The organism is Streptomyces sp. NPDC050732 (assembly GCF_040654255.1).
GTDB lineage: Bacteria > Actinomycetota > Actinomycetes > Streptomycetales > Streptomycetaceae > Streptomyces.
On sequence record NZ_JBFAHP010000001.1, the window covers coordinates 32,892 to 46,889 of the forward strand.

7 protein-coding genes are annotated in these 13,998 nt (G+C 73.4%); 1 reads left to right on the forward strand and 6 read right to left on the reverse strand.

Annotation, left to right across the window (positions count from 1 at the left end; genetic code table 11):
• Positions 1-105 precede the first annotated feature (105 nt).
• Positions 106-2,214, forward strand: a complete 2,109-nt coding sequence (locus AB0H82_RS00105; RefSeq protein ID WP_362987070.1) for a bifunctional glycosyltransferase family 2 protein/CDP-glycerol:glycerophosphate glycerophosphotransferase — start codon at positions 106-108, stop codon at positions 2,212-2,214.
• Here AB0H82_RS00105 and AB0H82_RS00110 read toward each other — a convergent pair.
• From AB0H82_RS00110 to AB0H82_RS00135, 6 genes are all read right to left on the reverse strand, one after another.
• Positions 2,202-5,018 carry a stealth conserved region 3 domain-containing protein gene (locus AB0H82_RS00110; protein WP_362987072.1) on the reverse strand — a complete coding sequence of 939 codons (2,817 nt, stop codon included), beginning with the start codon at positions 5,016-5,018 and terminating at the stop codon, positions 2,202-2,204. The two genes, AB0H82_RS00105 and AB0H82_RS00110, sit on opposite strands and share 13 nt — an antisense overlap.
• Entirely contained in the window at positions 5,015-6,127 is a 1,113-nt protein-coding gene (locus tag AB0H82_RS00115; RefSeq protein ID WP_362987074.1) for a hypothetical protein, read from the reverse strand. The genes AB0H82_RS00110 and AB0H82_RS00115 overlap by 4 nt, the downstream gene beginning before the upstream one ends.
• 130 nt (positions 6,128-6,257) lie before the next feature.
• Positions 6,258-7,127, reverse strand: coding sequence for a carbohydrate ABC transporter permease (locus AB0H82_RS00120; protein ID WP_362987685.1), 870 nt, complete (start codon positions 7,125-7,127; stop codon positions 6,258-6,260).
• Positions 7,128-7,132: 5 nt separating this feature from the next.
• The gene (locus AB0H82_RS00125) at positions 7,133-8,413 is read right to left on the reverse strand and encodes a sugar ABC transporter permease (protein WP_362987687.1); all 1,281 of its coding nucleotides are present in this window, start codon (positions 8,411-8,413) and stop codon (positions 7,133-7,135) included.
• A gap of 76 nt (positions 8,414-8,489) precedes the next feature.
• Complete coding sequence (locus AB0H82_RS00130) at positions 8,490-9,878, reverse strand: ABC transporter substrate-binding protein (protein WP_362987076.1); 1,389 nt, start codon at positions 9,876-9,878, stop codon at positions 8,490-8,492.
• 185 nt (positions 9,879-10,063) lie between these two features.
• The gene (locus tag AB0H82_RS00135) at positions 10,064-13,573 is read right to left on the reverse strand and encodes an FHA domain-containing protein (protein WP_362987078.1); all 3,510 of its coding nucleotides are present in this window, start codon (positions 13,571-13,573) and stop codon (positions 10,064-10,066) included.
• Positions 13,574-13,998: the final 425 nt, after the last annotated feature.

A 13,998-nucleotide genomic window follows, 5' to 3' on the forward strand; every position in this document is an offset into this window, starting at 1 on the left:
TGCCCGCTCGCGTCTCACGACGGTCAAGGTCTTTGCACTCGACCACCCCAACGAGTGACGCGCGGTCTTCGACAGGCGGTGCCCGGCTGACTACGGTCGGTGCCCATGACGCGCTTCTCGGTAGTCGTCCCCGTCCACCGCGTCCAGGGCTACCTGCGCGCGTGCCTGGAGTCGGTGCTCACCCAGTCCTTCGGCGACCTCGAACTGATCGTCGTCGACGACGCGTCCCCCGACGCCTCGGCCGCGATCGCCGCGGAGTACGCGGAGCGCGACCCGCGCACGCACGTCGTCCGCGTCCCCGACCGGACGGGCACGGGACCCGCCCGCAACACCGGCGCCGACCACGCCACCGGCGACCACCTCCTCTTCCTCGACGGCGACGACCTGCTGCTCTCCGGCGCCCTCGCGGCCGTCGACGCGGCACTCACCGCGGCCGGCGACCCCGACGTCCTGCTCTGCGCCCACGACCGCGTCGACTGGTGGGAGAACGTCCGCCCCGGCGGCGACGACCTCACGGGCGACCCCCTCGCCGTCACCCCCGCCGCCTGGAACCGTGTCTTCCGGCGCGACTTCTGGCGGGGACAGGAGCTCGCCTTCTCTTCCGGCGCGTACGAGGACGTGGTGCCGGTCCACACCGCGACCCTCCGCGCGGGCGACCGCGTCGCCGTGCTCGACCGGCCCTGCGTGCGCTGGCGCGAGCGGCGGGCGGGCAGCTTCACCAAGACGCCGGGCCGCGCGCACTTCGCCGTCGTCGGACGGTACGAGCAGCTGCTCGCGGCCGCCGGACCCGAGGAGCGCGCCCGGCTCCTGCCGCACGCCGCCGCACACCTGCTCGCCGTCCTCGACGACCCCGGCCGGATCCGGCAGGCCGACCGGCGCGACTTCTTCCGCGAGGCGTCCCGCGTCCACCGGACGTACGCGCCCGCGGGCACCGCACCCGGGACTCCCGAGGGCAAGGCCCTCGCCACCGCCTCCTTCGCCGCCTACGAAGGCCTGCGCAAGGCCGAGACGCGGCGGCTGCGCGTCACCCGCAGGCTGACGCGGCAGAAGAAGAAGCTGCGGGCCCGCGCCCTGCGCGCCGCCTACCGCGCCGATCTGCGCCGCCCCCTCGACCCGCACCTCGCGGTCTACGGCGCCTACTGGAACCGCGGCGTCTCCTGCAACCCGGCCGCGATCCACGCCAAGGCGCGTGAACTCGCCCCGCACGTCCGGGGCGTGTGGGTGGTGTCCAGCCGCAACAAGCACCGGGTGCCCCCGGGCGTCGAGTACGTCATCGAGGGCTCCCGGCGCTACTGGCAGGCGATGGCCACCGCGACGTACCTCGTCAACAACTCCAGCTTCCCCGGCGGCTTCACCAAACGCCCCGGCCAGGTCTACCTCCAGACCCACCACGGCACCCCGCTGAAGACGATGGGCCTCGACCAGCGCCGCTACCCGGCGGGCACGCACGGCATCAGCTTCCAGAAGGTCCTCGACCACACCGACCAGTGGGACTTCAGCCTCTCTTCGAACCCGCACTCCACGGAGGTCTGGGAGCGCGTCTACCCGTCCGTCGCCTACCAGCCCCTGGAGGCGGGCTATCCGCGCAACGACATCTACTTCACCGCGGGAGAAGACGAAGTGGGGCGCATCCGGGCGCAGTTGGGCGTCGACGACGGACGGACCGTGCTGCTGTACGCGCCCACCCACCGCGACTACCAGAAGGGCTTCCTGCCCCGCCTCGACCTGCGCCGCTTCGCCGAGACGCTCGGCCCGTCGTACGTCGTGCTCGTGCGCGCCCACTACTTCTACGGCGCCGACGCAGGCCTGGAGAGCCACCCGCAGCTCGGCGGCGTCGTCGATGTAACCGGGCACCCGCACGTCGAGGAGCTCTGCCTGGCCGCCGACGCCCTCGTCACCGACTACTCGTCGCTGATGTTCGACTACGCCTGCCTGGACCGCCCCATCGTCACCTACGCCCCCGACTGGCAGGCCTACCGCCTCGCCCGCGGCACCTACTTCGACCTGCTCTCCGGACGCCCCGGCGAGACACCGGGCGCCGTCGCCACCACCGAGGACGAGCTGGCCGGGCTGTTCCGGTACGGGGGCTGGGACACGGCGGAGACGACGGCCCTGCGGACGGCGTTCCGGGAACGCTTCTGCCCCTACGACGACGGAAAGGCCGCCGAACGCGTCGTCCGGCGGCTCTTCCTCGCCGCGCCTCAGAGCTCGTAGGGCGAGCGCACCGGGAAGTACGCCGTGAGGAACGACCGGATGGCGAGCGCCATCTCCTCGTCCGTCACCCCGCCGTCGGGGGACTCCCCGATGCAGAACGCGGTCCTGTCGCGGTTCTGGAGCAGCCGCCCCAGCCGCGCGTGGTCGGCACGGTCGCCGATGTCGACGAAGTCGTACGAGATGCCGCCGGGCACCGCACGCCCGGTGAGGTACGCGTAGTGGTGGTGCAGCGACGAGACGAGCGAGAAGTCGTCGCGGCAGCGGAACCGGCTGCGGGCCGTGGCCGCGAGCTGGTCCGGGAAGCGCTCGGTGATCTCCCGCAGCACGCTGCGGCGCAGCGCGTACGGCACGTGGAAGAAGGTGTGCGTCGTCGTCCTGCCGAACGCGCGGCGCAGCAGCTCGCGGTTGTTCTTCGCCGCCGCCAGATAGCCCTCGTCGGCCTCCGTGACCGGCAGTGCGGGCACCGACGCCGACGACCAGAAGAAGCGGGCGAGGCCGTTGCTGAGGAAGAAGGTGTCCGGGTTGGTGGGGCGGCCCAGGAACATGTCGTCGTTGAAGTAGAGGAAGTGCTCCGACAGGCCCTCGATGCGGTGCAGCTGTGACTCGATGGAGTGCGAGTTGAAGGTCGGCAGGCACGCCTCGGGGTCGGCGAACAGGTCGCGGTGGTCGACGACCGTCAGGCCCGGGTGGTCCCGGTCGAGCCACGGCGGGACCTGCCCGGCCGTGACGAGGTACACGTGCCGGATCCACGGCGCGTACATCGCGAGGGAGCGCAGGCTGAAGCGGAGCTCGTCGCGGTTGCGGAAGCGCACCGCGCCGTTGTCGGCCGACGTGCCGCCGCCGCCGAGCGTCGCGTCGCGCAGGGCACGCCACTCCGGATCCGAGTCGTCGACCCAGGTGTAGACCGCGTCGACGGGGAAGTCGACGTCCTTGACGAGGAGTTCGGTGAACACGTCCAGGGTCGGATACGCCCGGTCGGCCACGCGCAGCGTCGCCGTCGGCGTGAGCGAGGGCAGCTCGGCGCCCGCCAGCGTCGCACCGAAGGGGGCCCGGAAGAACCCTTCCGGCGTCCGCCTCCAGAAGCCCACCGTGCAGGCGAGGCCCGCGCCGTGGCGCAGCGACAGCGTGGTCGTGGTGACCGGCTTGAACAGCTTGACGCCCGCCAAGTCGCCGATGGTGTCGAGGCGTTCGGCGAGCACGGTGCCGGGCGCCGCGTCGCGCGGGTTGACCAGCTCGGCGTAGACGGGCTGCCCGCGCAGCGCCCCGGCGAGTGCCTTCAGCGCGCGGCCCCGGTCGTCCTCCGCCACGGCCAGGGTGTGGGCGGTGCCGTTGGTGGTGCGGACGACGACGTAGGGGACGTCCTGCGCCGCCAGGGCGTCCGCGGCGAGCTCCAGGTTCCAGTCGGCCATGCGGGGCGCGAGCACGTCGTCGCGCCGCTCGGCGAGGCGGCCCACCGAGCGGATGACGCGGCCCGTGCCGTCGGCGGCGCGGATCTCCTCCTCGCGGGCGTGCTCGTCGGCGGCGGCCGCGGCGTCGAAGGTGTGCGGGGCGGTGGGCCGGAAACCGCTGCCGCCGGACGCCACGCCGAGCGCCACCCGGTCCGCGCGCGTCCGCAGCCGCTCCGGCCGGTCGCGCCCCGCGACGAGCCGCGTGTACAGCTCCTCCCAGCGCGCGGTGACGTCCGCGGAGGAGAAGCGCGCGTAGACGCCTTCGCGGGCCGCCCGGGCGTACGCGCGCCTGGTCGCGTCGTCCACCATCAACTCGCCCATGGCGATGGCGAGTTCGTCGACCCGGCCGGGGGGCACGAGCAGCCCGTCGACACGGTGCCGCACGATCTCGGCGGGCCCCGTCAGCACGTCGTACGCGACCACGGGAACCCCGGCGGCCAGCGCTTCGAGGAGCACGAGCGGAAACGCCTCGTTGTGCCCCGCCGTCATCAGGCTCAGCCCCGCCTTGGCCCACTCGGCCGCCATGTCCCGGCTGGGCCCGAGCAGCTCCACCCGGTCCTGAAGCCCGAACCCGTCGACCAGCCGGCGCAGCTGCCGCTCGCGGTGGCCGCTGCCGAAGATCCGCAGCGTCCACTCCGGATGCGCGTCGGCGACCTGCGCGAACGCCCGGACGGCGTGGTCGACGCGCTTCTCGCCGGTCAGCCGCGCCGCCATCACGATGACCTTGCCCTCGCCGTCCGCGCGCGGCCGGAAGCCGTCGGGCACGGCGTTCGGGATGACGGCAAGCTCGGGAGCGGTGGCACCCAGGGACTCCGCGATCCAGTCGCGGGTGCGCCCGGTGAGCGTGACCAGGGCGTCCAGGCGCGGCGCGTGCAGCAGCAGCGGTTCGCCGGACGGGCCGCGGCGCTGGGTGGGGCGGTGCTCCTGGTGCACGGTGACGACCCGCGCGGGCACGAGCGCCACGGCGGCGGCGAGGAGCGCGGGCGTCGTGGTGACCAGCACATCCGTGTCGATCGCGCCGAGCGCCGCGGTCATCTCGACGTCGGACAGCCGGTCGAAGGCGCCCTCCCAGGCGGGCCTGATCAGCTCACTGGGCAGCGCGGCGAGCGTCCGGCACGCGGCATCGTCCAACTCGCTCTCCCGCAACGGGCGTTCGGGCGTCACGGTGCGGTCCACGAGGTGCCGCACGGGCAGCCCGCGCGCCTCGGCGAAGAACGGCTCGGCGCGGGTCCGGAAGACGGAGACGACCTCGACCTCGATGCCGGGACGCTCCGCGAGGTGCCGCGCCTGGGTGTACGTGGCGAGCTCGGTACCGCCCATCTCGTCTCCCCAGCCGAGCAGGTACGTGATCTTCATGAGGTCTCCTCCGCGAACGCGCGTGTGACGTCGGGCTCCGGTACGGCGGACTCCGTCGCGGCGATGGGCTCCGGTGCCCTGTCGGGCTTCCGGGTGGCCTCGGTGGTGATGTCCCAGCACGTCACCGCGAAGGCGCCGGTCCTGGTGAAGTGGGCGTGCGCCCGGACGAGCGCGCCGTCCGGCAGCGCGAAGACGCGGAAGGGGGTGGGGTAGGCGGTGGACGGGTCGCGCACGTCGGTCAGCCACCGGCCGAGGGGCAGCGGCCCCACCCGGAAGTCCCACACCCACTGCCCGCCGCCCGCCCCGGCCATCGCCCCGAACGGCACCCGCAGCGTGAAGGCGTCCCCGTGCCAGGCGACGTCGGCCGGCACGACGACACCGTCGCGCCGCCGCACAGCCACGGCTGCCATCTTCTCGGGCCGCCCGGGTCGCCTCCCCGAGACGAGCCTCCCGTGCACCGTGATCCCGTCCCCGGCCGGCACGAACCGCACCAACTCCGCCCGCGCCCGCGACCGCGTCGCCTGCAACACGGCCCGCCCACTCCGCGCCCTGACAATCCGAACGAGCGTGCCGGTCAGGGGGTCGGGGGCGTGGGGGGTGGTGGGTGTCGCGGGTGGTGGGGGCAGCGGTGGCGTGGGGGTGACCGGGGCGACGGGGGCGACGGGGGCGAGGCCGTGGTGTCGTACGCGGCCGTCGGCGTTCCGTGTCTCGACGGTGACCCGCCACACGCCGTCCCCCATCCCGCGAAGCGTCACCGTGGCCGTCAGCAGAGGAACGCCACCGAGCCGCGCCTCCCTGGCGAGCGGCACGACGACCCTGCGCGGTCCCCGCGCCAGCACAAGGCGCGCGCCGCCCGGCCCGCCGAGGACGCCCTCCGCGCGGAGCGCGAGGTTGAGGGTCCGGCTGTCCCGCAGGGAGAAATGCACAGGCACCAGCAGCGGCGCCCCGCCCCCACGACGGCCCGCACCCACCGCGGGGCCACGCTGCCGCCCCGCCGCGGCCCGCTCCAGGCGGAAGCGTGCGGTCCGTGCGGTGGCGCGCAGGCGTCGTACGACAGGAGGGAGCGGTCCGGGACGGAGGCGTCGGGGCGGCAGGCTCAAGTGGTACATCTGTCCACTCTGACCGCATATGTCCCGAAGCTCTCGCGCAGCTACGCCATTCTCGCGGAGGCCGGACGGGTCATGGTCATGCCCGGACGGGTCATGGTCGTACCCACGCCCGGGCCCGGCCCTCGCCCCCCTACTTCACCGCCCCCGCCATCACCCCGGAAACGAACTGCCGCTGGAACGCGAAGAAGACGGCCAGCGGAATCACCATCGAGATGAACGCGCCCGGCGCCAGGATCTGCACGTTGTCCCCGAAGAACCGCACCTGCTGCTGGAGCGCGACCGTGATCGGCGGGTTCTGCGAGTCCGCGAAGATCAACGCGATCAGCATGTCGTTCCAGACCCAGAGGAACTGGAAGATGCCGAGCGAGGCGATCGCGGGCGCCCCCAGCGGCATCACGACCCGCAGGAACAGCCGCATCTCACCCGCGCCGTCGAGCCGGGCCGCCTCCAAAAGTTCACGCGGGATCTCCGCGAAGAAGTTCCGCAGCAGGAAGATCGCGAACGGCAGGCCGAACGCGACGTGGAAGAGGATCACGCCGACCGTCGTCTCGAAGATGCCGATCTCACCGAACAGCTTGGACACCGGCAACAGCGCCACCTGCACCGGGACGACGAGCAGCCCCACCACGCCGATGAACCACCAGTCGCGGCCCGGGAAGTCCATCCACGCGAAGGCGTACCCGGCGAGCGCCCCGAGCACCACGACGAGCAGCGTCGCCGGCACGGTGATCATGACGCTGGCCAGGATCGAATCGGTGATCGTGTCGTCTTCGAGGAGGTTGGAGTAGTTGTCCAGCGTCATCTGCGACGGCGCGCCGAAGACCTTCCACCAGCCGCTCTCGCTCATGTCGGCGGGCGTCCGCAGCGAGCCGATCAGCAGCCCGACCGCCGGCACCAGCCAGAACAGGCCCACCAGTACGAGAAAGACGCGCAGCGCGGTGCCGCCCAGCGCCGAGGCGATGCGCGAACCCAGGGACTGCTTGGCCTTGACGGTCTCTATCTGCGTCACCGTTGCGCCTCCCGCCTCATCCGCCGGATGTTGAACAGCATCACCGGAATCACCAGCAGGAAGAGCAGGACGGCGATCGCGCTCGCCACGCCCGCGTCCCGGTCGCCGAAGGCCGAGTTGTACAGCTGGACCGCCAGCACGTTCGCCTCGTCCTTCGACGAGCCCGGCGGGATCACGAAGACCAGGTCGAAGATCTTCAGTACGTTGATCATGAGCGTGACCAGCACCACCGCGAGGACCGGGGCGAGCAGCGGCACCGTCACCCGGCGGAACACCTGCCACTCGTTGGCGCCGTCCACGCGCGCCGCCTCCAGGAGCTCGCGCGGCACGCTCGCCAGGCCCGCCGCGATCAGGACCATCGCGAAGCCCGCCCACATCCAGAGGTAGGAGCCGATGATCGCGGGCGTGATCAGACTCGGGCCGAGCCAGTCCACGCCGTTGTACGCCTCGCGGAAGTTCGACGCGGGATAGCGGAGTTGGGCCCCGTCGGCCTCCTTGGGGAGGGCGAAGGTGCCGTCCGCCGCCGCCTCCGTGGACGCCACGACCTTGCCGTCCTTGACGGCCTCGATCTTGATGCCCGCGTAGCCGAACTCCGAGGAGTCGGGGGCGTTCGGCTCGCCCCGGCCCTTGCCGCGCGTGAAGTCCTGCCAGGCCGTACCGGTGACCCGGCCCGGGTCGGCCCGCGCAGGCTCCGCGGCCTTCGCGTCGTCCGGCATCTCGTTCGGCGGCACGCCCGTCAGCGGCAGGGCCACCGGCTTGCCCGCCTCGACCGGCTCCTTCGTGACGAAGGCGCCGCCGCCCGCCGACTTGAGGGGCGAGTTCATGCTCGGATGCGCCTGCGGGAACGCCGACGCCTCCGCGAACGTGTCGTGCACGCTCACCGCCACCGCGTTGGCCACGCCCCGGTCGGGATCGGACTCGTACACCAGCCGGAAGATGATGCCCGCGGCCAGCATGGAGATCGCCATCGGCATGAAGATGACGAGCTTGAACGCCGTGCCCCAGCGGACCCGTTCGGTCAGCACGGCGAAGATCAGACCGAGCGCGGTCGCCACGGTCGGCGCCACCACCAGCCAGATCGCGTTGTTCTTGATGGCGGTCACGATGCTGTCGTCGGTGAACAGCGTCTCGTAGTTGCCGAACGCCGTGAAGTCGCCCGACTTGTCGAAGAAGCTGCGGAACAGCGAGTACCCGATGGGGTAGAGGACGAGCGCGCCGAGCAGCACCAGGGCGGGCAGCAGGAACAGCACCACCACGGTCCTGCGGGTGCCGGTCACGCTCTTGCGCGAGGTCGGGGCCGGGGCCGGGGGCACCACCTGCGGGGCGCCCCCGGCGTTCGCGGACGTCACCGCGTCAGTCCTTGTAGGCCTTGGCGGCGGCCGTCTCCAGGACCTTCTGCGTGCCGGCGACGTCCTTCGGGTTCTTCAGGAAGTCCTGCAGCGCCTTCCACTCGCCCTTGCCCGGCGTGCCGCCGAAGGACTGCGGGGCCTGGTCGGACATGTCGAAGCGGATGTCGTCACCGGCCTCGATCAGCGCCTCGGCGATGCCCCGCTGCACGTCGTTCGGATACGCCGACATGTCGAGGTTCTTGTTCGGCGAGATGAAGCCGCCCGCCTCCGCCCAGATCTTCGCCGCGTCGGGCGAGCCCAGGAACGTCAGCAACGCCTGCGCGCCCTTGCTGTCCTTCAGCGCGACCGCGGCGTCGCCGCCGACCACGGCGGGGGACTCGTCACCGACCGCGGGGAAGGGGAACACCTTGGCGTCCGTCCCCACCTTCGCCTTCGTCTCCGAGATGGCGAGGGACACCATGTCGCCCTCGAAGACCATGCCCGCCTTGGGCTGGTCGCCGCCCCGGAAGGTCTGCTTCACGGACGCCGGGAACTCGGTCTGCAGCGCGCCGTCCGCGCCGCCCGCCACGAAGCCCTTCTTCCCGAACAGCTCACCGAGCGTGGTCAGCGCGTCCTTGACGGACGGGTCCGTCCACTTGATCTCGTGCTGGGCGAGCTGGTCGTACTTCTCCGGACCCGCCTGCGAGAGGTAGATGTTCTCGAACCAGTCGGTGAGCGTCCACGCCTCGGCGCCCGCCACCGACACCGGCGGCACACCGGAGTCGTAGACGGTCTGGGAGACCTCCATGAACTCGTCCCAGGTCTTGGGCGCCTTGACGCCCGCGTTCTCGAAGACGAGCGTGTTGTACCAGATCAGCGACTTGTTGGCCGCCTTGAAGTACACGCCGTACTGCTTGCCGTCGACGGCTCCGAGATCCTGCCAGCCCTTGGCGTAGTTCTTGTCGAGCTGCTTCTGGGCCTCGGGCCCGACCGGCTTCGCCCACTTGTTCGCCACGGCCTGCTCGATCGCGCCGACCTGCGGCAGCATCGCGACGTCCGGCGGCGCCCCGCCCGCCACCTTCGACTCCAGGAAGCTGATGATGGGGTCCTGCGCCGGCACGAAGGAGACCTTGGCGCCCGTCCGCTTCTCGAACTCGTCCAGGACCTTCAGGAACACCTTGCGCTCCGCGCCGCCCCACACGGCGGCCACGGAGACGTTCTCCCCGTCCAGCTTCGGCAGTCGGAGCGCGCTCCCGGTGTCCTTGGCGCCGGGGTCCTTCTCACCGTCATCGCTGTCGTCACCGCCGCACGCGGTGACGGTGAGAGCGAGCGCGCTCGCGACGACGGCTGAGGCGATCTTGGCGGTGGTACGCCGATGTAGCGGTGCCCTGCGTGTACGAAGAGTGCTGCGCATCACTGCCCCGTTCTCTTCCCTGGCGAGTCCCGTGCGGTCTGGTCTACGCCCGCGCGGGGAGGGGCGGCAAGATGGCCTGCGCTGTCAACTCGTTGATCGTAATGGCCTTGTGACGTGGCGTCATGAGGTTTAGGAGGCGTCCAGGCTTCCCGCGTGCGCAGACGGGCCCGTCCCGTTGTGGGGTCTCACAGCAACGACGGCACCTGGTCCGCCGAGACGGACCGCGCGGCCCGCTCCAGCGCACTGGCCAGCAGGGCCAGATCCGTCGGCCCGTTCCCCAGCTCCCGCACGGGCCGCCGGGCCGGCGGGTCCCCCATCCGCTCCCACTCCAGCGGAACCACCGTGGGCCGCAACGTCGCCGTACGGGGAATCCGTCCCGTCACCCGACCCGCCTGGAAGGCCGTGGCCCGCCCGTCCGGGGAGCGCAGCTCACCCCGCCCCGGCGCGGGCTCCTCCGGGCCCGAGGCGACCGCGTCGAGGACCACCCGCAGCGACGCCCGCTGCCCCAGCTCCGTCTCCGGCATCCGCTCGCTGCGTCCCGTGGTCGCCACGAGATGCACCCCGAGCCGCTCCCCGTCCCGCGCCACGGCCTCCAGCGCGCGGACGACCGAACCGGCGGCGGGCCGCCCGGGGGAGCCGAGCGCGGGGGAGAGCAGCGCGTCGAAGTCGTCGACGAGGACCACGAGCCGGGGCAGCGGCGGCCCAGGCTCCACCCGCTGCCGCGCCGCGGCGGGCCGCAGCCGCATCGTGGCACTGGGCGGCGGATCGAGGTCGCCGTCGAGCCCCTGCGCCACTCCGGAAGCCGCCGCGGAGGCCGCGGAAGAGGTGGCGGAAGAGCCCACGGACGACGCGGCTGCGGTCTTGGACGACTGCGAGCGCTGCGTGACCATCCGCCCCGACACCTCCCGCTGCGTGTGCCACTCGGTGAACCCGAGCCTCCCGAGCAGCTCGGCCCTGCGCTTCAGCTCGGCGGCCAGGGACTGGGCGAACTCCCGCATGCGGACCGGGTCGTTGGCCACCAAATGCGTGGTGACGTGCGGCAGGTCCGTACAGACACCGAGCCCCGCCCCCTGCCGTCCCGCGGCACCGGCCGCGCCGACCGCGCCGACACCGTTCCGCCCGTCGACCAGCACGATGCCGAGCCGGTCGGGGCGCTCGGCGGCGGCCAGCGAGGCGGCGACGGAGCGCAGCAGCTCCGTACGCCCGCTGCCCGCGGGGCCCTCCACGAGCAGATGCGGCCCGTCGGCGGCGAGGTCCGCGACGACGGGCCCGCGCGGCCCCGCGCCGAGCACCGCCACGGCGCGCCCGCCGAGCGCCTCGGGGTCGTCGGCCGCCGCCGCCCACCGCGCCATCAGAGAGGCGGGGGTGGCCCTGGCGAGCCCCAGCTCGTCGAGCAGCCGGGCCGCCTGAGGCAGCGGCGCGGACACGCGCGCGTGGCCCGCGCCGGCCGTGCCGTCCGTCCGCAGCGGGGCGAGCGCCCGCGCGAACCGCTCGGCCCAGGCCGCCGACACGGCGTCCACGGCGGCGACGGTGCCGTGCCCCGCGGGGCGTCCGCCCGCCGTCCGCATCAGCCGCAGCGCCGTCGCCACGTCACCGCTGAGCAGCGCGGCGGCACCGCACGCGCGGAAGGCCGGCGACACCGCGCAGGCCGCTTCGTACGTATCGAGGACCGGGGACGCCGGTGAGGCCGCCACCGTCTCGGCGAGGCACACGATGTGGATCCCGGCGCGCGCCCCCTCGTCGGCGAGGCGGACGGTGGCCTCGCGCAGGGCGGCGGACCCGGGGTCGCCGTCGACGACGACGACCGTGCGGGCACCGGTCTCCACGCCGTCTGTGCCGTACGCGCCGCCGTCGGCGATGCGGTCGTCGAGGCGCCGGACCAGCTCGTCCGTGCGGGCCGTCGCCTGGTCGCGGTCGTAGGCGAGGAGGAGGCGGCAGTCCTGGCCGTGGGTGGGCCGCAGGTGGGGCAGCCAGCCGAGCCAGGCCCACTCGGCGGTGCGCTCGGCCGTGGGGCGCGCCCGGTCCGTGCTGATCAGCACGATCTCCAGGGAGTCGGGCGAGTGCAGCGCGGCGAGCTGGGCGACGACCGCCCTCGCCAGGCCGGTCAGCCGGTCCCTGGGCCCGGCGAGGCCCAGCGAGCCGGCCTCCCGCAGGCCGACCGTGACGGGCACGGCGGGCAGCAGCTCGTCGCGCCCGTCGGCGCCCGGCAGGGTCCTGTCGACCGTGCCGAGCCGCACCGCGAGCGCCTCGGGGTGGTCCGGACCGCGCTCCCAGAGGCGGGGCCCTGGACCGAGCGCGGTGAGCAGCAGGGTGGCGGGATCCGGCCACGACTCGGGCGTACGGGCGGCGGCGGTTATGGCGAGGTCCTCCGGGGAGAGCTCCAGCGGTCCGCCGCCGGGCCCGCTCCGGCCGCCGTGGCCGCCGTCGGCATACGCCTCGTGCCGCCCGTCGTGGCCCTCGTACTCCCCGGGGCCGTCCGTGCCGTCCGTGCCGTCGTACACGTCGTACTCGTCGGGTCCCTCGGGTGTCCGGCCGCCGGTCAGTTTGCGGGCCCAGGCGGAGAGGCCGCCGCGCTTGCGCAGGCCGCGCGGCACGGTCGTCCCGCGCGCGGGTGTGCCGGGTGTGCCGGGTGTCCCGGGTGTCCCAGTGGTGCCGGTGGTGCCGGCCGTCCCGGTGCGGGTCCGCTCGGCGTCGGGCATGCCGCCCTGCTGCGGCACGACGGGCGTGCCGGGGCACGCAGGGCCGGGGGGCCCGCTGTGCGTCCCGTGCGCGCCGTACCCGGGCGTCGGCCGGTTCTCGTACGCCGGCTGGTTCCCGTACGTCGGCCGGCTCCCGTACGCCGGACCGTTCTCGTACGCCGACTGGTTCTCGTAGGTCGGCCGGTTCTCGTACGTCCCCTGCGTGCCGTACGCCCCCGTGCCGCCCGCGGCGCCCCAGCCCGCCGAGCCGTACGCGTGGTGGGTGGCGGCGGCGGCGGGGGCCGGCCCGCCGAGCGTGGGCGGCGGGGCCGCGGCGGGGCGCACGCGCACGTGGCCCTCGCCGTCCGGGGCCGTCGTGAGCGTGGTGCCCGCGCCGGGCACCGGGCCGCCCCTGCCGTCCGTCAGGCGGAGCGCGGACTCGCCGATGCGCAGCAGGGAGCCGGGGGAGAGCCGGACCGGGCGGTCGGTGATCTCCCTGCCGTCCACCGCCGTGCCGTTCGTCGAGCGGAGGTCCGCGACCGTGACGCGGCCGTCCGGGTCGAGCGTGACCGCGCAGTGCAGCCGGGAGACGTCCGGGTCGTCCAGCGGCACGTCCGCCTCCGCGGAGCGGCCCACCCGGATCTGGCCGCCGTGCAGCAGGTGGACGCCGCCCGCGTCCGGTCCCGCCACCACGTGCAACTGGGCGGCTGCGCCGGTCAGTTCGGGACCCGGCTCGGCGGGGGCGCCCAGCGAGAGCACCGCGCCGTCGATCAAAGGGGGCTCGCCGAGCGTGCAGCGCTGGGCGTCGAGGCGGTCCGGGCCCGCGAACAGCACGAGGGGGGCCTCGCTGCCCGCCACGGTCGTGGCGAGACCCGAGACCACCGCGGCGAGCGCGGTCCCCGCGGGGGCGGTGACCAGGACGTCACACGCGCCGTGCGCCCCGGTCGCCGCCGGGGGGCGGCCTTGCTGCTCGGGCTGGCCGCTGCGCGGCCCGAGGACGGTCAGCCGGATCTGCATCGCCGTCAGCGGTCCCTTCTGCGCTGGGCGCCCGGCACGGGGACACGCGCTGTGATTCCCCCCACCGCACACGGGCACGTCGGCCAGTACTGGAGGCATCCTCGCACCTGCCACTGACAACACGCCCGGCGGCCACCTGTAAGTGATCTTGATTGGTCGGCTCTGCTCGGAAAAGTGCCTGCTTGGACCGTTGCGCACAACCGCGGAGGTTCCTCGGAGGTTCCTCGAAGAAGGTCGATCCGGAACCACTCGGCAACCAATGGCCACGGGCGAGCGTCTTTCCACCGAACAGCGATCCGGAAAGCCCCGGAAGGAAAAGGCCGAGAGGAATCCGACCGGCCGGTGCCCTGTTCGGCGGCACTACAGTGGGTCGGAACATCTCGGAACACCTTCGTGTCACCTTCGGACAGACCCCCGGGCAGGAC

Excerpts from the sequence above, each read along its gene's own strand:
- AB0H82_RS00105 (WP_362987070.1), top strand. The coding sequence starts at position 106 with ATGACGCGCTTCTCGGTAGTCGTCCCCGTCCACCGCGTCCAGGGCTAC.
- AB0H82_RS00110 (WP_362987072.1), bottom strand. The coding sequence starts at position 5,018 with ATGAAGATCACGTACCTGCTCGGCTGGGGAGACGAGATGGGCGGTACC.
- AB0H82_RS00115 (WP_362987074.1), bottom strand. The coding sequence starts at position 6,127 with ATGTACCACTTGAGCCTGCCGCCCCGACGCCTCCGTCCCGGACCGCTC.
- AB0H82_RS00130 (WP_362987076.1), bottom strand. The coding sequence starts at position 9,878 with ATGCGCAGCACTCTTCGTACACGCAGGGCACCGCTACATCGGCGTACC.
- AB0H82_RS00135 (WP_362987078.1), bottom strand. The coding sequence starts at position 13,573 with ATGCAGATCCGGCTGACCGTCCTCGGGCCGCGCAGCGGCCAGCCCGAG.